The sequence below is a fragment of the Paraburkholderia kirstenboschensis genome (assembly GCF_032806925.1).
Lineage (GTDB): Bacteria > Pseudomonadota > Gammaproteobacteria > Burkholderiales > Burkholderiaceae > Paraburkholderia > Paraburkholderia kirstenboschensis.
In genome coordinates, this window is sequence record NZ_CP136512.1 from 173,534 (window position 1) to 191,902 (window position 18,369).

Below are 18,369 nucleotides of genomic sequence, written 5' to 3' on the forward strand. Positions count from 1 at the left end.
TATGCAACAGTTCGATCCCACCGTCATCACGCATAATCTTCAGCCGATTGCAGCGGGCCTCGCCACCACGCTCGACACCTGGGCGGCGGGCGTCATGATCGGCATGCTGATCGGCTTTCTGATCGCGGTGCTGCAGCTCTTTTGCGGACGCTGGGTACGCGGCCTGTTGCGCTTCTATATCGAGCTCTTTCGCGGCACGCCGTTTCTCGTGCAACTGTTTTTGCTCTACTACGGCGGCCCGTCGTTCGGCCTCACGCTCGAACCGATGACAGCCGGCGTGCTCGGTCTCGGCCTCTATGGCAGCGCCTATTTCGCCGAAGCGTTCCGCTCCGGGTTTCAATCGGTGCCGCCCGGCCACCTCGAAGCGGCGTCGTGTCTCGGCCTGACGCGCGCCCAGGCCGTGTGGCGCATTCAGATGCCGCAAATGCTGGTGTTGATCGTGCCCGCGCTGACCAACCTCATCATCGTGTTGAGCAAGGAGACCGCTGTGCTGTCCATCGTCACGGTGCCCGAATTGACGTTCGTGCTGACCGGCATCGGCTCGGCGAGCTTCGCTTTCGTCGAAACGCTGCTCATGCTGTGCGTGTGCTATCTCGCGCTCGTCGAACTGACTTCGCGCGCGGGCATGTGGGCCGAAACCCGCATCGCGCGTTTCATGGCATAAAGGAATCGGATTACTTCATGAACGCCATCGCCGACATGCCCTCTTCCGCGTCCGCCGTCGACACCCGACATGGTTCGCCACTGATCGAAGTGCGCGATCTTCGCAAACGCTTCGGCGAAGTCGAAGTGCTGCGCGGCGTCGATCTGGAGATTGCCCGCTCCGAGGTGGTGTGCATCATCGGGCCTTCCGGATCGGGAAAGAGCACGCTGTTGCGCTGCCTCGCTGCGCTGGAAACGTACGATCACGGCGACGTGCGCATCGAAGGCGAACTGCTCGGCTATAGCGAGCGCAACGGCAAGCGCGTGCGCGCGTCGCAAGGCGAGATCAATCGCGTGCGGCGTAACGTCGGCATGGTGTTTCAGCAATTCAATCTATGGCCGCACATGACGGCGCTCGGCAACGTAATGGAAGCGCTGGTGCGCGTGCGGCGCCTGCCGCACGCCGACGCGCGCCGCCGCGCGAACGCGATGCTCGAAACAGTGGGCCTCTCGCATAAGGGCGATGCATACCCGGCGAAACTTTCAGGCGGCCAGCAGCAGCGCGTGGCCATTGCGCGAGCGCTGGCAATGGAGCCGCACATCATGCTGTTCGACGAACCCACTTCGGCGCTCGATCCCGAACTCGTCGGCGAGGTGCTGCAAGTGATGAAGCAACTCGCGCGCGACGGCATGACAATGGCCGTCGTCACGCACGAAATGGGCTTCGCCGCGCAGGTCGCGGACAAGGTCATGTTCATTGACCAGGGACGCATTGCTGTTCAAGGCCAACCGCGCGAAGTTTTCCATGACGCCGGACAGCCCCGCTTGCGGCAGTTCCTGCAGAACTACTTCGACCGCAACGCTTTCTGGGCGCGCGGCCCAGACGACGCAGAGCCGCTATGAACGCGCGCCCTGCCCCGACCGCATTGCGCGGACAGTAACCAGGGGCTGCCGATGTCCTCCATGCTTCGCGGCAAGAGCCACAAAGCCCGCGGCAAGCCGCCAGCCGCCGCGGCTCAAAGCACGCGCGACGCGACTCCGGGTACGCGCGCTGCAGGCGAAGCGCCGGCCGCACGCTACGAGCAGGTCAAGCATCATATTCGCGGCATCATCGAATCGGGCGCGCGTCAGGCCGGCGAGCGTCTGCCCTCCGAACTGGATCTCGTTGCGACGCTGGGCGTTTCGCGCATGACAGTCAATCGCGCGCTGCGCGAGCTGGCGCACGAAGGGCTGGTTACGCGCGTGTCGGGCGTCGGCACGTTCGTCGCGCAAGCGAGGCCGCAATCCACGCTCCTGATGATCGCGCATATCGGCGACGAGATTCGCTCGCGCGGACACGAATACAGCTACCGTACCGTGCTTTTGCAGCGCGAGACCGCTTCTGTCGTGGTATCGAATGCGTTAGGGCTCGCGCCGGCCGCTTCGGTTTTTCATGTGGTTTGCGTGCACCGCGAGAACGGCTTGCCGGTGCAGCTGGAGGACCGCTACGTCAATCCGGCCATTGCGCCGGATTTTTTGCAGCAGGATTTTTCGGCGATCAGGCCGTCGGAATACCTGTTTGAAACGGTGCCCGCGCACGACGTCGAACACATTGTCGACGCGGGACTACCGACTCAGGCCGAAGCCGGACTACTCGAAATTCGCGCGGAAGAACCTTGTCTCACGCTCGTGCGCCGAACGTGGACGAGTGGTGTTGCCGTGACGTTCGCGCGGTTCGTACATCCCGGCTCGCGTTATCGGCTCGGCTGCCGCTTTTCGCCGGATATGTCTCAACGGCAAGGCTGACGCGCTGCGCGCCACAAGTTGGTCTCGCCGTGTTGGCGCGTCACACATTGCCCGCTAGATGAAAACGCGAGGCCGGATGCCACAACTGCACGGACGTCGCCGCGTCGTCGCCCACCCAGGTACGACGCCATAGCTGCAAGCATGGCTCGCCGATCTCCATTGACAGATGACGGCGCACGTACGCGTCCGGCTTCTGCGCATAGATGCGAAACTCCGCGCGTTGAATCGGTGCGAGACGCACCATGTAGTGATTCGGCGTCTCGATGGTGAAGTCCTGCTGCAGATATTCGGGGAACACCTTGGGGTTGACGTAGCGATCCTCGTACTGGATCGGCTCGCCCTCTTCGCTGTGCACGATGCACGAGTGAAACGCCGGGCCGCTCGACAAACCGAGCGCTTCGAGCGCCTGCGGATCGTCGCTCGGTTCGAGCGTCAACACGCGGGCCGAATGACGATGACCGCGCGCGGCGATTTCATCGGCGATATTGCGGATTTCCAGTACCGTCGACTCGTACCGCTGCGGCGCGACGAACGTACCGGAACCCTGCACACGCGTCAGCACGCGCTCAGAGGTCAATTCGCGCAGCGCGCGCGAAACCGTCATGCGAGCGACGCCAAACTCCTTCACCAGTTCCGTTTCGGAAGGGATCAGGCCGCCCGGCTTCCAGTCGCCTTCGGTGATACGCCGGATCACATAGCGCTTGATCTGCTCATAGGCGGGCATTGCTTTCGCCGGCGTCTCCTTGCAAGCGGCGCGGTCCACGTTGCCGCCACTTCGCGCGCTTATTTGTGCGGCCGCTTGTGCACCTGTTTGCGCGCTGTGTTGTGCTTGCTTTTGCTCATTTGTAGTTGTGTTCACTCCGACCTCGTGGGTGGGTTGCGGATCCTATCCGTTGTACCGCTTTTACGCCCCGCAGTAAGTCCCCTTGGGGACACCTCGGTCGGTTCGCCGGCGGGTAGGCCCGCTCACCGGTTTTGTCTCCATCAGGCCACGTGAGCGACGACCGGCGCGCCGCCTGCGATGGCGATCTGGCCGGCCATATTGATCGCGCCGGCCGTATCGCTAACACTGTTCGCGGCGGCGGGAAAGTTACTCGCCGCTGCGAGCTTCCCGACAGACGCGTCCGCAACGACGCTGAAATTGTGCTGCCTCATCTTGTCAGGTCCAGGCAACGGCGGCGGCGCCTCGCCGGCGATCATCCGGAAAGCCACGCTCATGTCGTCCGCGAGCGGACGGTCGTCGCGATACGTCGGCACGATCTGCCGCACGCGTTGCCACAACGCCTGCGTATGCGGCGCCGGTGGTGCGCCGGTGACTTGCAGGTCGTAGGCCTGCGCCGCGGCCAGCAGCTCTATCGCGACGATGCGCCCTGCGTTGTCGACGATTTCCAGCGCCTTCAATGCGGCAGGCGTCGCGTGGCACAGGTGATCTTCCTGCAAGCCCGACGTGATGCCGCCGTCGAGACTCGCGGGCAGCGCGAGGCGCCGGTTCTGCGCAACCAGCGAGGCCGCCGTGTACTGCGCGATCATGAAGCCCGAGCAAGTGCCGCCAGGCTCGGCGAGAAACGCGGGCAAGCCGCTCACCAGCGGATTGACGAGACGATCGAGCCGCCGTTCGGCCATCGCGGCGACCTGCGCGATGGCGGTGGCGAGGCTGTCCATCGCCAGCGCAATGGATGCGCCCACCGCATGCGCCTGCGAATAAACGCGCGGATCTTCCGGCGTGCCCGCGACAATCGGGTTGTCGGTAATCGACGCCAGTTCGCGATCCACCACGTCGGCGGTCGCGGCAAGCACGTCGCGCGCCGCGCCGTGCACATGCGGAATGGTGCGCATGCTGAGCGGATCTTGCGTGCGCTGGCCGACCACAGCCGCGAGAATGCCGCTGTCGGCAAGCGCCGTGCGCATGCGTTCGCCTACGAGGTTCAGTCCCGGTGAAATGCGCAGCGCGAGCGAGTCTTCATCGAATGCTGCCAGTTGGCCGCGCAGATTCTCGAAGCTCATTGCGGCGACGACATCGGTCCAATCCAGCAGACGCACCGCGCGTGCAAGCGCCAACGCGGCAAGCCCGGTCACGCAAGGCGTACCGTTGATAAGGCTGAGCCCTTCCTTCGCTTCCAGCACGAGCGGTTCGCGGCCGAGCATGTGCAACGCGTCGCGCCCCTTCAGACGCTCGCCGCGATACCGCACATGACCTTCGCCGATGCACACCAGCGCGATATGCGCCATATGGCTCAGATAACCGACCGAGCCGAACGCCGGCACTTCAGGCAAGCAGTCGGCGTTGAGCAAGGCCACGAGTTGATCGGCGACCTCGATACGGATGCCCGAGTGCCCATGCGCGAAATTGTTGACGGCGGCGGCCATGATTGCGCGCGTCTCGGCGACACCGAGCGGCGCGCCGACGCCGACCGCGTGACTCATCAGAATGTTGCGCGACAGCGTGCGCTGTTCGGTTGGCGACACGATCACGTCGCACAACGCGCCCACGCCCGTATTCACGCCATACGCGCGAATGCCGCGCTCGACGATCTGTTGCACCAGCACACGCGCCGCCGCGATGCGCGCGCGGGCGTCGGAGGAAAGTTCGAGCGGCTCGCCGGCGGCGACCGCCGCCACCTGGGCCCAGTCGAAAGGACGATCGGAACGGATCACGGCCATGATGTTGCTCTGCTCGGTAGATTGCCTGGCGATACGGATTAGTTGGTCGTGCGGTCCTGATGACTCGACACGAATTGACGGAAGCGCTCCGACTTGCACTCGACGAATACTTCGTCAGGCGTGCCGTCGGCTTCCACTTGCCCCTGGTGCAGGAACATCACGCGGTTCGACACGTGCCGCGCAAAACCCATTTCGTGGGTGACCACCAGCATCGTGCGCCCTTCTTCGGCAAGCGAGCGCATTACGCGCAGCACTTCGCCAACGAGTTCGGGATCGAGCGCCGAAGTGGGTTCGTCGAACAGCATCACTTTGGGATGCATGGCGAGCGCGCGCGCAATCGCCACACGCTGTTGCTGCCCGCCCGACAGATGCGCCGGATAATGGCCGCGCTTTTCCGCGAGACCGACTTTCGCCAGCAGCGCCTCGGCTTCTTCCACCGACTCGGCGCGGCTGCGCTTTAGCACGCGCATTGGCCCTTCGATCAGATTTTCGAGCACCGTCATATGCGACCAGAGATTGAAGTTCTGGAACACCATGCCGAGTTGCGAGCGCACGCGGTCCACCTGACGGCGGTCGCTCGGTTGCAGCTTGCCGTCGCCGCGGCGCTTCATTTTCAGTTCTTCTCCGGCGAGCGCGACCGAACCGTCGTCCGGTGTTTCCAGCAGATTCAGGCAGCGCAAGAACGTGCTTTTGCCCGAGCCGCTCGCGCCGAGAATCGAGATCACGTCGCCTTGATGAGCGTCGAGCGAAATGCCTTTGAGCACGTGGTGGTCGCCGAACGATTTGTGAATGTTCTTGACCGACAGTGCAACGGGTGCCGTAGCGTTCATGGAATTCTCCAGGTTCATCCGGAATGGCCGGGCGCTCAAGGCGCGGCGCGGCGTGCTTCGGTGGTGGCGGACACCGGGCGGCTCGGCGCGGTTTGCTTCGGCGCCGCACGCAGATGCCGCGACAGGCGCGTTTCGAGCATGCCGAGTGCGCGCACGATAATGAAGTTCAGGAACAGATAGATCAGCGCGGCGCAGATGAAAACTTCCGTCGTGCGATACGTTTGCTGAATGATCTGCTGCGCGACGCCGGTCACTTCCCACACGGTCACGAGACTCGCGAGCGCGGTGGATTTGACGAGCAGCACGGCTTCCGTCGAATAAGCGGGCAGACACTGGCGCAGTGCAATCGGACCGATCACGCGGCGCAGCAGCGCAAAGCCCGACAAACCGATCGAATAACCCGCCTCGATCTGACCGACCGGCACGGCCATCAAGCCGCCGCGAATGATTTCGGCGGTATAACCGGCGGTACAGAGCGCGAGCGATAAAACCGCGCACATATACGGCTCGCGCAGCACCGGCCACATGAAGCTCTCGCGAATCACGCCGAACTGACCCATGCCGTAGTACACCAGGAACATCTGGATCAGGAGCGGCGAGCCGCGGAACACGAGGATATAAGCGCGCGCGAACCGGTTCGGCAGCCAGTGCGGCGACACACGCATCGTGACGATGACGAGCGACAGCAGCCCACCGAGAATCAGCGAACAGAAGAAGAGGCCGAGCGTGGTCGGCACGGCGGCGAGCAACTGCTTCACCGTATCCAACAGAAAATCGAAGTCGAAGTTCATGATGCCGTCGCCGTCAGTTGCGCGCGAAGTTGCGCTTGAAGGACCGGCCCACGCGTGCCTCGGCGTGGTTGAAGACCCGGTTCGAGATGCTGGTCATCAGCAGATACAACGCGCCGCCGACCACGAAGAACGTGAAGTATTGATGCGTGGAGCCCGCCGCCACCTGACTCGTGCGCAGCAGTTCGGCGAGACCTGTGACCGAGATCAGCGCGGAATCCTTCAGGCTCAGTTGCCACACGTTGCCGATGCCGGGCAACGCGAAACGCAGCACTTGCGGAATCAGGATGCGGCGCGCCATGGTCAGGCTCGGCATGCCGATGGAGCGCGCCGCTTCCAGCTCGCCGCGCGATACCGCGAGCACCGCCGAGCGATACACCTCCGCCTGATACGCGCCGGAAATCATGCCGACGGCGAGCGCGCCGATCACGAACGGCGGCACGCCGACAAAGCCCTCGGCGCCGAACCACTGGCCAACGGTCGTAACGAGCGTCGAGCCGCCGAAGTAGAACAGATAGATGACGAGCAGTTCGGGCACGCCGCGAAACACCGTCGTGTAGATGTCGCCGATCACGCGCAGTGTGCGCAGGCGCGACAGCTTGGCCGCAGCGACCAGTGCGCCGAATAGGGCCCCGACCGCGAGGGCCGCGAGCGTGAGCGCGACAGTCATCAACGCCGCGAGCAGCAGCACGCCGCCCCAACCTTCCGGCCCGAAGCCGAGCATCTGTATCAGAGCCATTGCCTACCTCCCGTCATGACGACGATGAAACAGCTGCATGCGCGAACTCGCGCCCACGCATGCAGCATTCGTGCAACGCCTCTTGAATCAGGGCGTGACGTCGGTCTTGAACCACTTGGCGGACAGCTTTTTCACGGTGCCGTCGGCGAGTGCCGCGCTGATTGCGGTGTCGAATTTCGCTTTCAGATCGGCGTCCTGCTTGCGGAACGCGAGACCTTCGCCCGGACCCCAGATCGGGCCGCCGATCTTCGGGCCGGCCATCACGATCGACGCGGTTTCCTTCTTGTCGATGTTCGCGGCGTAATACGTCACGTCGTCGAACGACGCGTCGATACGCCCGTTCGCCAGATCGAGATCACGCTCGGGCGACGTCTTGTAGACGCGGATCGTGGCGATGTCCTTGAAGCCTTCGTTGATGAACTTCGTATAGACGGTGCCGGACTGGATGCCGATGGTCTTGCCCTTCAACTGCTTGCGCAGCGCGTCGACGGTCGGCTGATCGGACTTGGGATCGCCCGTGAGCTTGACGACGCCCGCGTCAGCCGCGGCCCTGGGCAGCACCTTGGCGTCGGCCACCGCGAACGTGGCGGGCGTGGCCGCATATGGCTTCGAGAACGCGATGATCTTTTCGCGCTCCGGTGTGATTGAGATCGCGTCCATCAACACGTCGAACTTGCCGGCTTGCAGACCCGGAATCATGCCGTCCCAGTCTTGCGCGACCAGGTTGCATTGCAGCTTGATGCGCTCGCAGAGGTTCGCGACCAGTTCGGGTTCGAAACCGCCGAGCTTGCCGCCGGGCAAGGTCAGGTTCCACGGTGCATAGCCGCCCTCGAGCGCGATCGTCACCGTCTTCCAGTCCTTCGCCTGCGCCGGTGCGGCGAAAATCGCCGCGGCGCCGAGCACGGCGCCGATCAATGCTTTTGCTGCCGTGGTGCGTTTCACTTTCACGTCGAAACTCCTTTGATTGAGGAAACTGTCGAACCGAAATGCGAACCAGCGTTTTGAACGTCGCTGAATTTGTATAGACAAGTCTGCATGAGTCAAAAAGCCATCGCAAGCAGATTCACGAAAAATTGCCCGATCATCGGGTAAGCCCCTATAAGCCGCGGCCGGCTGGGGCTTCGCGAGGACAATTCCGCTTAAGGCGCACACCTGCCGAGCCGGAGCGGATGCGTCGGCATGGTGCACTTTGTCTAGACAGGTTGGACGAATTCGCCGCGAAGGTGCGCCGGGTGGATACGTCTACTCGATGAGAGGAACGACGGCGCCGGGGGAAAGCGGGATCATGGTCCGCGAGCCATAAACCCACCCATAAGCCGAGCCTGCCGCGTTCACGCAGAGACCACTAGCCGGCCGGTCACGCGAGGGGGCTGCCGCGTCGAACAGCAGCACTCTCATGCCCGCAACGCGTATCGTGGCTTACACAGGCGGGTGATCGTCGCTGTTGCCGGTTACTCGGAATCCGCCCGCGTGCGCACGCGGTCAAAGATCTCCGCCAGGTCGATGTCGCCGGTGCTCAGACCGAAGCGATCGCGCAGACAGGCCGCGAGTTCGTCAGCGCTCGCGACGCGCTGCTCGCGGACGATACTGCCGTCCGCGGCGCGCTCGTTCAGTTGATCGTTCAACAGCGTGAGGCGCGTTTCCTGCAATACGCGGCACACGATCAGATTGCTCGCGAAAACCGCTTCCGGCGACGTCGACGTGTACCAGTTCGAGGTTTCGTAATCGATCCACTCGACCGGATGCAAATCGAAACGATAGACGCGCGACCACGTTTGATCGCGCGCCTGCACTTCGAGATACAGCGCGTCGTGCGAGGCGTCGGCGAGACGGAAGATGCCGAGGTCCGTGCGTTGCGCAAGTGCTGGCGTCAGCCGCAGCGGCGAAGTCAGCGTGACGCTGCCGAAACCCACGTCCGCGATCCATGCTTCGTTATCCAGATCGATTCGCAGCACCATGTGCGTGCGAGGCGGAACGGCGTCGGGCTCCCGGCCCCACAGCACTCGCCCAAGCAACGGCGTGACCTGAAAGCCCAGTTCGATCAGCACGTTCGCGAGCAGCGCGTTTTGCTCGAAGCAGTAGCCGCCCCGGCGATCGTCGACGAGTTTTCTTTCGACGGATTCGAGGTCCAGCTTCACCGCGCGGCGCGTGAGCGGATTCAGGTTTTCGAACGGAATGGCTCGCGGATGCGACCGGTGGATTGCCTTCAGCACTTCGAGCGTCGGCACACGCGGGCCCGTATAGCCAATGCGTTCGAAGTAGTTGTCGAGGTTGAGTGTGTGTGACATAGGCATCGTCCGTCTGGTTCTTGTTGCGCTACTGCCCGCCTCCGAGCGCCGACTTGGCGATCGACGGCACGCTGATACCGTGGCTCGTTGCAAACTGTACCGCGGAACTGAGCGTCGACATCAGCGATTGCAACTGCCCTGGCGCCGATTGCGCGATATACGACGCGCTTTGCGCCGTCTGCGGATTCATGCCGGCCTGCAGCAGCGAAGCAGGATTCATTTGCCCGATGCTGCCGAGGCTGGACTGCAAGCTCGAATACTGACTGACGCCTTTACCGAGCGACGACAGGCCGTCGGTGAACGCCTGCTTGTTCACCGGCGTTTGCGATGCGTTGCTCGCTCCCCCTGCGCGACTGGCAAATGCCTGCGTCAACGTTTGCGACAGCGACTGCTGAGTGCTGCCCACTTGCGTCAACTGGCTGACCGACGGCGTGCCGCCGCTCAGCAAGCCGGCAGCCTGCTGCGCCTGCCCAGCCGCGCTCGACAAACCCATTGCGGACGCAAGCGACGACTGCCCGCTCAACACCTGCTGATTCGCGCCCACATAGGTTTGCAATAACTGCGATACACCGCCCGACGACGCCGCGCCAGCATCCGCGGATGTGTCCCCGCCACCAATTCCGAACTGTTTGAGATTCAACTGTGCGTTCGAGACGCCGCTTGCGAAGAGACCGGCGCTCGCCAGCAACGAAACCAGTAGGACACGCTTTATCATATGTAACTCCTTGTAAGAGACTGCGGAAACTCGTGCGGTTCGACAAGCCGCACCGTTACGCGTTCGCACGAATTTATCAACTCGTCGGTCCCGGGCGTGTTCGCGCGAGTCGTTTGCATCTCGTTGACGCACCTATCTTGCCTCGGTACGATCACGCCCATTGTCCGGTTCGCGCGAACCGATGCCGGCCCGCGCCCGGTTAAATAGCTATTTAACGCCGCGACGCACGAAAGCAGTCGATAACAACATTCAAGGCATTTTGATGAAGCTCGCCCGATCCATTCGCCCCGTCGCATCCTTGCCTGTCCGCTTCGAGTTTCCGCCATCTGGCGGCAAGGCCGCCGGGCGCAGCTGCACGCGTTCGTTTCGCCGCATCGCGTGGTGCACGGCGTTCGCATGGGCTTGCACTTCGGGTGCGGCAATGGCGCAAGGCGATGCCAACGCAGCCGCAAATGCCGACGCCGCGCGCGATGCAAGCAAAACAAACGAAGCAGCAGCCGCGGACACGGGCAAAGCCGCAGCCAGCGAGACCGGCTTCTGGGGCCGCGACCAGATGTTCGGCGACATGGGCGGCTTGCGCCCGTGGCTCGGCAAATATGGCGTGAGCTTCGCTCTCACTGAAACCAGCGAACTGCTTGGCAACTTGCGCGGCGGCCTCGCGCGCGGCGCCGCGTACGAGGGCGTCACCACCGCGGCCGTCCAACTGGATACCGAAAAGGCGTTTGGCTTGCCGGGCGGCCAGTTCAACGTGAGCGCGTTGCAGATTCACGGGGGCAACTTCAGCGGCGACAAACTCGGCACGCTGAATACGGCAAGCGGCATTGAAGCCGATAACAGCACGCGCCTGTGGGAGCTGTGGTATCAGCAGTCGTTCCTGAACAAACGCGTCGACGTGAAGATCGGTCAGCAAAGTATCGACCAGGAGTTCATCGCCAGCACGTACTCCGCGCTTTTTATCAACACGATGTTCGGCTGGCCCGCGCTGCCCACATATGACATGCCGTCGGGCGGGCCGGCGTACCCGCTGTCGGCGCTCGGCGTGCGCGTGCGCGGACAGATCACGCCTTCATTGACGGCGCTCGCCGGTGTGTTCGACGGCGATCCGCTCGGCAACAATCCCAACAACCGCAGCGGGACTAATTTCAACCTGCATAACGGCACGCTGTTCATCGGCGAGTTGCAGTATGCGATCAACCAGCCGGCCGATGGCGACACCGCGCCTGCGGCGAGCACTGCCGGAGGCGGACTGCCGGGCACCTACAAGATCGGTGTCTGGTACAACAATGGCCGCTTCGCGGATCAACGCTACGACAGCAACGGTGTGTCGCTCGCGAGTCCCGCGTCAACGGGTGTCGCGGCAAGCCATCGCGGCGACTACAGTTTCTACGCGGTGGCCGATCAGATGATCTGGCGGCCCAACCCGGGCGAAGCGCGCAGCCTCGGCGTGTTTGCGCGCGTGATGGGCGCGCCGGGTGACCGCAATCTGGTGAGCGTCGCGGCCAATCTCGGCGTCGTGCTCAAGGCGCCGTTCGCCGGCCGCGACAATGACAGCGCGGGTCTGGCGCTCACATACATCAAGATCGGCAGCCACGCACACGGAATCGATCAGGATAACCTGGCATTCAGCGGCGGCCCGTATGGTGTTCGAACGAGTGAAACCGCGCTCGAAGCGACCTATCAGTATCAGATCGCCCCGTGGTGGATGCTCCAGGCCGACGCGCAATACACGTTCAACGCGGGCGCCGGTCAGAATCCAAACGATCCGACGAAGCCGCTGCGCAACACCTTCGTCGTCGGCCTGCGCACGAACATTACGTTTTGATACGCTCCGCGCTGCGACCGGACGCGTGAAGCTCGCTGCACCAGTTCACAACGCGGCCGCCGACCCGCGCGGCTGGGTGCGTAACGACAGATCCTGCACCATCTGCGCGGCCAGATAATCGCAGGTCGGCCGGTCCGACTTCGCGCTGCGCGCCACCACGATTTCCAGCGGCTCTATCCTCGGCAAGCCTTGTGCTTCGCCGAGAATAGCGAGGCGCGGCGGCACGCTGCAACGCGTGAGCGCAACCACCGACAACCCCGCGTCCACCGTTGCGACGAGGCCCATCAGGCTCGCGCTGCTAAATGCGGCGCGATAGCGAATCCGCGCGCCGTCGAGCGCGGCCAGCGTATGCTGGCGCGCCACGCAGCCGGGCTCGTATAGCCCGACGGGCAATGGCGACGCCGCCAGCACCGGCGTATCGACGCAAGCCCCTACCCACACCATCGGCTCGCTGCGAACGAATTCGCCGCGCAATTTGCGGTCGCGCGTGACAAAGGCGAGATCGATCTTGTTGTCGGCCAGCATCGGCGCGAGCGACGTGCTCTGCGCGCAGACAATTTCGATTTCCACGTGCGCGTACAGATTCGAAAATCGCCGCAAGACCGGCGATAACAGCGACGACACGTAATCGTCCGGCGCGCCGAGCACAACGCGTCCAGTAACTTCGGGCCGCACGATCGCCGACCATGCTTCCTCGTGCAATGCCAGCACGCGCCTCGCGTATTCAAGCAGCGTATTGCCGGGCCGCGTGAGCGAGAGGTTGCGCGTATTGCGCGCGAACAGCGTGGTGCCGAGCATGGTTTCGAGCCGCTTGATCTGCATGCTGACGGCGGCCTGCGAGCGATGCACGGTTGCCGACGCTTTCGTGAAACTGCCCGTATCCACGACCGCAACGAAAGTGCGCAACAGATCGGCGTCGAATTCCGGGTGCATGATTTATCAATCCCGCTTATGGAACTTCTCAATTTAATTCGTTTGTGAATGCCGCGCAAGCGGCGCAATACTTGACGGCATCACTTCACGGAGACGATCGGCATGGCCCTCACCCAACGTCAACAAGGCGCCATCACGTTGGCCGGCGGCGGGCTGCTGATGGGCACGCTAGGCGTCTTCGTCGAGGAAGCGCGGCTCGGCGCGCTGACACTGGTGTTCTTTCGCTGCCTGTTCGGGTTTCTCTCGCTGGCCGCGTACTGCGCGTGGAAGGGCTTCTTCACGCGCGCACATTTCACACGGCGCACGGTCGTACTCGCGCTGATCTCCGGCGTGCTGATGGTCACGCAATGGGTCGGCTTTTTCGATGCGATCCATCGAACCAGCATTGCGGTCGCCACCGTGGTGTTCCACGTGCAGCCGTTCTGGGTCGTGCTGATCGGCGCGGCGCTTTTCAACGAACGGCTAGGCGCGGATCGGCTTGGCTGGATCGCGACCGCCTTCGTCGGGCTCGTGCTCGCGTCGGGCGTTGCGGCCACGGAAAATCTGCAAGGCCATACGAGCTATCTGATCGGCATCGGCGAAGCATTGGCCGGCTCGGTGCTGTATGCGAGCGTTACGTTGATCGCGAAGGGACTCGGCGATTTGCGCCCGCACCTGCTGACACTCGCGCAATGCGCAGTGGGCGTGGTGTGCCTGCCGATCATCGCGCCGCTTATTGCGCCCTTTGACGCCGTGCATATCGGGGCAATGCAGTGGTTCTGGATCGTCGGCATGGGCGTTCTGCACACGGGGCTCTCGTATGTGCTGATCTACGGCGCGTTGCCGAAGCTAACTACACCAATCATCGCCGTGCTGCTGTTCGTCTATCCGCTCACCGCGATTGCCGTCGATGCGCTCGTGTACGGCCGCGCGCTTTCGCTGCCGCAACTCTCGGGTATGGCGCTGATCGTGATCGCGAGTCTCGGCGTGAATCTCGGCTGGCCGCTATTTTCGTTGCTGCTTCCACGCCGGCGCGCGGGGCGTCATGCAGAGTGAGTTGCGCGTGCAGGCTTGATCGTAAATAAGTGCCGGCAAACGGCCAGCACCACGCCGCGCAGCCCGCCACACTTACTGCGGCAGCACTTCACCCTTCGTCTCCGGCGCGAACGGAATCACGAACAGACCGGCGACGAACACGAGCGCCGTCAGCGCCACCGGCACCCCGAGCGTGTGCATGTGAAGAACCGCCGCGCCAAGCAGAAAGTTCACGCCCGCGCCGACGAACCGTCCGAACGACGTACAGAACGCAAACGCCGTCGCACGCACGCGTGTTTCGAACTGCTCAGGCAGCCACAAGCTGAACAGCGCAAAGTTGCCGCCGAAAAAACCCAGCACGAACAGCCACGCGATGAAAGGCGCGAGCCCGTTCGGCAAATAGAAGGCCCAGCCGAAACTGCCTGTGATCGCCACCGCCATTCCCGCGAAGTAAAACGCCAGCGTCTTGCGGCGGCCGAAGCGTTCCGCAAGCGGCGGCAGCGCGAGGCAACCGAGAATCGTGCCGATGGACAGCAAGCCGGTTGCGAGCGACGCCATTCTGATCGCATCGTTCTTCGCCATGCCGGCCTTGGACGCAAGCTGAATGACGGCCGACGGCTCGTACACGGCGCCCGCCCACAAACCGATGATGGCGATGGTCAACAGAGTGCACGCGACCCATGTGCGCCGCCGGTAGGCCGGTCCCAGGATCTCGCGCAGCGGCTTCGCGCGTTCGGCTTGCGCCTCGGCCTTCTGCCATTTCTCGGATTCCTTCACGCGCAGCAGGATCAGAATCGCGACGACGACCGGCACGGCTCCCGTCAGAAACATCGCACGCCAGCCGAAGTGCACGCCAATCGTGTAATTGAGCGCCGCCGCCAGAAAGAAGCCCGCGTAATAACCCGTTTGCAGATAACCGGCGCCCATCTTGCGACGATCCTCCGGCCAGGCTTCCGCCACGTAGGTGCCGGCGAGCGCCCATTCCCCGCCGATGCCGACGCCCGCAATGAAGCGATAGATCCCCAACTCCCACACGTTATGAGAGGTGGCGGCAAGCCCCGTAAAAATCGCGAACGTGAAGATCGTGCCGGCCAGGACCTTGGTTCGGCCAAAGCGATCGGCGAGCGGCCCCCATATGAACGACATGCCCCAGCCCACCAGGAACAGCGCGAACAGAATCGAACCGGCCAGCCCGACGTTGGCGGGCGTCGCCGCGTAGCCGGAGCGCGGCAATAGCTCGGTCAGCGCCGGCGTGAGCACGAGCGCGTAGATGAACGAGTCCATGCCGTCGAGCGTCCAGCCGGCCCATGCGCCCCAAAAACCCGCGATCTGCGAGCGATTCAACGGCGTGCGGCGCCGTGCGGCCGACGTGCGGTCGGTGAGTGAACTCATCGTGCTCCTCCTGCCTGCTGTTACCTGCATTGAAAGGGAAACGACCGGACGCGAGCTGTCGGTGAGCGATGGTTGCCGTTCAAGACGGCAGGACCCTACGGGACTCCGGAGACAAATTCCGGGTTTGCCCGCCTTTAATTCACGTCATTTTATATATAATATTTGAACCTATGAACGACGCAACCGATGGTTTTCCCCTGGATGCCCCCGTGCGCCCCCCGCTTCTTCCTGCGGCCGCGCCCCGAGAGAGCACGTCCCGCGTAATCGCGGAGGCGTTGCGCGAGGCGATTATCGACGGCACGCTGGCGCCTGGCGCGCCGCTGCGCCAGGACGCGCTCGCCCGTCACTTTTCGGTTAGCGCGATCCCGGTGCGGGAGGCCTTGCGCCTGCTGGAGACCGAAGGCTGGGCGAAGGTCGCGGTGCACAAGGGCGCAACCGTCGCGCCCTTGTCCGCGGACGAAGCGCGTGAAATCTACGAGATCCGCTCCGCGTTGGAGAGCCTTGCCATCGGGCTTGCAATACCCAAACACACCGCCGCCACGCTGCGCGAATCCGTGGCGCTGTGCCGCGCGGCGGAGCGCGAGCCGGACCCGTCGCTGTACGTCGCGCGTAATGCCGAGTTCCATATGAGCCTGTATGCGCCGGCCGCGCGTCCTCAGCTCGAAGATCTGATCCGCGTTCTGCATCGGCGCGGCGAACGGTATTTGCGCCTGAAATTCGGGTTGCCTTCGTACAAGGGCGAATCCGACAATGAACACAGCGAATTGCTCGACGCCGTGCAACGGCGCGACGTGCCGGGCGCGCAAGCGCTCGTCGTTGCGCACCTGCTCGGCACGGGCGAGCTGCTCCACCGTTTCCTGACCGAACGCGCGCAGGCGGAAGCCGCGCTCGCGAACCGGCCCAAGCCGCGCGGCAGACCCCCGCGCACCACCACCGGGAGCTGATTGAGCCGATGAACCCATCCGCCGAAGCGTCATCCGCCGCACGTTCATGGACTACGCGCCGCGACGAAAAGAACCGCCGCCTCGCCGCCATCGCGCCATGGCTCGAAAACGGCGTACTGTCGCCGAGCCGCATCGTCGATGCACTCGAAACGCTGATCCAGCCAGGCGACCGAGTCGCGCTCGAGGGCGACAACCAGAAGCAGGCGGACTTTCTGTCGCGCTCGCTGGCGAAAGTCGATCCGCAGAAGCTTCACGACGTGCATCTGCTCATATCGAGCATCAGCCGCCCCGAGCATCTGACGCTGTTCGAGCGCGGTATCGCGCATAAAGTGGATTTTGCGTTTGCCGGGCCGCAGAGCTTGCGCGTCGCGCAACTGCTCGAAGACGGGCAGCTGGAAATCGGCGCGATCTACACGTATGTCGAACTTTACGCGCGCATGTTCGTTGACCTGACGCCGCATGTCGCGCTGCTCTGCGCGGAAAAGGCCGACCGTCACGGCAATCTCTACACTGGCCCGAACACCGAAGACACCCCGACCATCGCGGAGGCGGCCGCGTTTCGTCACGGCATCGTGATCGTGCAGGTCAATGAGATCGTCGATGAACTGCCGCGTGTCGATATTCCGGGGTCGTGGGTCGACGTCGTCGTGCAGGCCGACCGGCCTTTTGCCGTAGAGCCGCTTTTCACGCGCGATCCCCGCCATATCGGCGACCTCCAGGTGCTGACCGCGATGATGGTGATACGCGGCATCTACGAACCATATGGCGTGAGTTCGCTGAATCACGGCATCGGCTTCGACACCGCGGCGATCGAGTTGCTGCTCCCCACCTACGGCGAGTCGCTCGGCCTGAAGGGCAAGATCTGCCGCAACTGGACGCTCAATCCGCATCCCACGATGATCCCCGCGATCGAATCGGGCTGGGTCGACAGCATCCATTGCTTCGGCAGCGAAGTCGGCATGGAGGCGTATATCGAGGCGCGTCCGGACGTGTTCTTCACCGGCAACGACGGCACGCTGCGCTCCAACCGCGTGCTGTGCCAACTGGCCGGGCAGTACGGTGTCGACCTGTTCATCGGCTCGACGTTGCAGATCGACGCGGACGCCAATTCATCCACGGTGACGCGCGGACGTCTCGCCGGCTTCGGCGGAGCGCCGAACATGGGCCATGATCCGCGCGGTCGCCGTCATTCGAGCGAAGCGTGGCTCAAGCTTCTGAAGGATCAGGGGCCCGTGTCGCGCGGTCAGAAGCTCGTCGTGCAACTCGCGGAGACGTACAAGAAAGGCGGCGAGCCGACTTTCGTCGACGAACTGGATGCCGTCGCCGTGGGTGCGAAAAACGGCATGCCAGTCGCGCCGGTCATGATCTATGGCGACGACGTGAGCCATGTCGTCACCGAGGAAGGCATCGCGCATTTGCACAAGGCCGAAGGCATCGACGAACGGCGCGCCGCGATCGCCGCCGTGGCCGGCGTGACGCCGATCGGCTTGCGCGCGAAGCCTGAGAAAACCGCCGAACTGCGCCGGCGTGGCATCGTGGCGTATCCCGAAGATCTCGGCATTCGCCGCGGTGAAGCGAAGCGTTCGCTGCTGGCGGCACGCAGCATCGACGATCTGGTCACGTGGTCGGGCGGTCTGTACGCGCCGCCGGCTCGCTTCAGGAGCTGGTGATGAGAGCCGCTGCTGTTTTGTTCGAGCGCGAAGAGCGGTCGTCCGCACAGGCTGTGCAAGTTCAGGAGCCGGTACGGAGCGCGGCTACTGCTATGCTTGAGCGAAACGAATCGTCTTCCGCGCAGAGCATGCAGATTCACGAGCTG

The 18,369-nt window shown here is 63.6% G+C and carries 17 protein-coding genes; 7 read left to right on the forward strand and 10 right to left on the reverse strand.

What is annotated here, in order from left to right; translation table 11 throughout:
* The first annotated feature begins 1 nt into the window (after window position 1).
* From RW095_RS09425 to hutC (RW095_RS09435), 3 genes are read left to right on the forward strand one after another with little or no spacing between them, the layout of a single operon-like run.
* Complete coding sequence (locus RW095_RS09425; protein WP_317018672.1) at window positions 2-664, forward strand: amino acid ABC transporter permease; 663 nt, start codon at window positions 2-4, stop codon at window positions 662-664.
* A 17-nt stretch (window positions 665-681) separates the two neighbouring features.
* Window positions 682-1,545, forward strand: coding sequence for an amino acid ABC transporter ATP-binding protein (locus RW095_RS09430; protein ID WP_128585088.1), 864 nt, complete (start codon window positions 682-684; stop codon window positions 1,543-1,545).
* 51 nt (window positions 1,546-1,596) lie between these two features.
* Window positions 1,597-2,427, forward strand: a complete 831-nt coding sequence (hutC, locus tag RW095_RS09435; protein ID WP_317018674.1) for a histidine utilization repressor — start codon at window positions 1,597-1,599, stop codon at window positions 2,425-2,427.
* A 40-nt stretch (window positions 2,428-2,467) separates the two neighbouring features.
* Here the strand turns inward: hutC (RW095_RS09435) and hutC (RW095_RS09440) are convergent, their stop codons facing one another.
* From hutC (RW095_RS09440) to RW095_RS09475, 8 genes are all read right to left on the reverse strand, one after another.
* The gene (gene hutC, locus RW095_RS09440) at window positions 2,468-3,151 is read right to left on the reverse strand and encodes a histidine utilization repressor (protein ID WP_317019808.1); all 684 of its coding nucleotides are present in this window, start codon (window positions 3,149-3,151) and stop codon (window positions 2,468-2,470) included.
* A 260-nt stretch (window positions 3,152-3,411) separates the two neighbouring features.
* Window positions 3,412-5,088 (reverse strand): HAL/PAL/TAL family ammonia-lyase, encoded by a 1,677-nt coding sequence (locus RW095_RS09445; protein ID WP_317018675.1) that lies wholly within the window; start codon window positions 5,086-5,088, stop codon window positions 3,412-3,414.
* A gap of 38 nt (window positions 5,089-5,126) precedes the next feature.
* The gene (locus RW095_RS09450) at window positions 5,127-5,918 is read right to left on the reverse strand and encodes an ABC transporter ATP-binding protein (RefSeq protein WP_128596634.1); all 792 of its coding nucleotides are present in this window, start codon (window positions 5,916-5,918) and stop codon (window positions 5,127-5,129) included.
* Between the two features lie 35 nt (window positions 5,919-5,953).
* Window positions 5,954-6,709 (reverse strand): ABC transporter permease, encoded by a 756-nt coding sequence (locus tag RW095_RS09455; protein ID WP_128587422.1) that lies wholly within the window; start codon window positions 6,707-6,709, stop codon window positions 5,954-5,956.
* 13 nt (window positions 6,710-6,722) lie between these two features.
* Entirely contained in the window at window positions 6,723-7,445 is a 723-nt protein-coding gene (locus RW095_RS09460; protein ID WP_317018678.1) for an ABC transporter permease, read from the reverse strand.
* 87 nt (window positions 7,446-7,532) lie between these two features.
* Window positions 7,533-8,393, reverse strand: a complete 861-nt coding sequence (locus tag RW095_RS09465) for a transporter substrate-binding domain-containing protein (protein WP_317018680.1) — start codon at window positions 8,391-8,393, stop codon at window positions 7,533-7,535.
* Window positions 8,394-8,896: 503 nt separating this feature from the next.
* Entirely contained in the window at window positions 8,897-9,733 is an 837-nt protein-coding gene (locus RW095_RS09470) for an arylamine N-acetyltransferase family protein (protein WP_317018681.1), read from the reverse strand.
* 28 nt (window positions 9,734-9,761) lie between these two features.
* On the reverse strand, window positions 9,762-10,448 hold the full coding sequence (locus tag RW095_RS09475; protein ID WP_317018682.1) for a hypothetical protein: 687 nt from the start codon (window positions 10,446-10,448) through the stop codon (window positions 9,762-9,764).
* A 262-nt stretch (window positions 10,449-10,710) separates the two neighbouring features.
* On the opposite strand from RW095_RS09475, the gene RW095_RS09480 reads away from it, so the two are divergent.
* Window positions 10,711-12,270 (forward strand): carbohydrate porin, encoded by a 1,560-nt coding sequence (locus RW095_RS09480; RefSeq protein ID WP_317018683.1) that lies wholly within the window; start codon window positions 10,711-10,713, stop codon window positions 12,268-12,270.
* 45 nt (window positions 12,271-12,315) lie between these two features.
* Here the strand turns inward: RW095_RS09480 and RW095_RS09485 are convergent, their stop codons facing one another.
* Window positions 12,316-13,203: a LysR family transcriptional regulator gene (locus RW095_RS09485; RefSeq protein ID WP_317018685.1), complete on the reverse strand. Its 888-nt coding sequence runs from the start codon at window positions 13,201-13,203 to the stop codon at window positions 12,316-12,318.
* A 102-nt stretch (window positions 13,204-13,305) separates the two neighbouring features.
* Here RW095_RS09485 and RW095_RS09490 point away from each other — a divergent pair, with 102 nt between their 5' ends.
* Entirely contained in the window at window positions 13,306-14,238 is a 933-nt protein-coding gene (locus RW095_RS09490; RefSeq protein WP_317018686.1) for a DMT family transporter, read from the forward strand.
* 72 nt (window positions 14,239-14,310) lie between these two features.
* On the opposite strand, the gene RW095_RS09495 is transcribed toward RW095_RS09490, so the two are convergent.
* Window positions 14,311-15,609, reverse strand: a complete 1,299-nt coding sequence (locus RW095_RS09495; protein WP_317018688.1) for an MFS transporter — start codon at window positions 15,607-15,609, stop codon at window positions 14,311-14,313.
* Between the two features lie 170 nt (window positions 15,610-15,779).
* Here RW095_RS09495 and RW095_RS09500 point away from each other — a divergent pair, with 170 nt between their 5' ends.
* On the forward strand, window positions 15,780-16,553 hold the full coding sequence (locus RW095_RS09500) for a GntR family transcriptional regulator (RefSeq protein WP_317019809.1): 774 nt from the start codon (window positions 15,780-15,782) through the stop codon (window positions 16,551-16,553).
* Between the two features lie 8 nt (window positions 16,554-16,561).
* The gene (gene mdcA / locus RW095_RS09505; RefSeq protein ID WP_317018690.1) at window positions 16,562-18,223 is read left to right on the forward strand and encodes a malonate decarboxylase subunit alpha; all 1,662 of its coding nucleotides are present in this window, start codon (window positions 16,562-16,564) and stop codon (window positions 18,221-18,223) included.
* Window positions 18,224-18,369 lie beyond the last annotated feature (146 nt).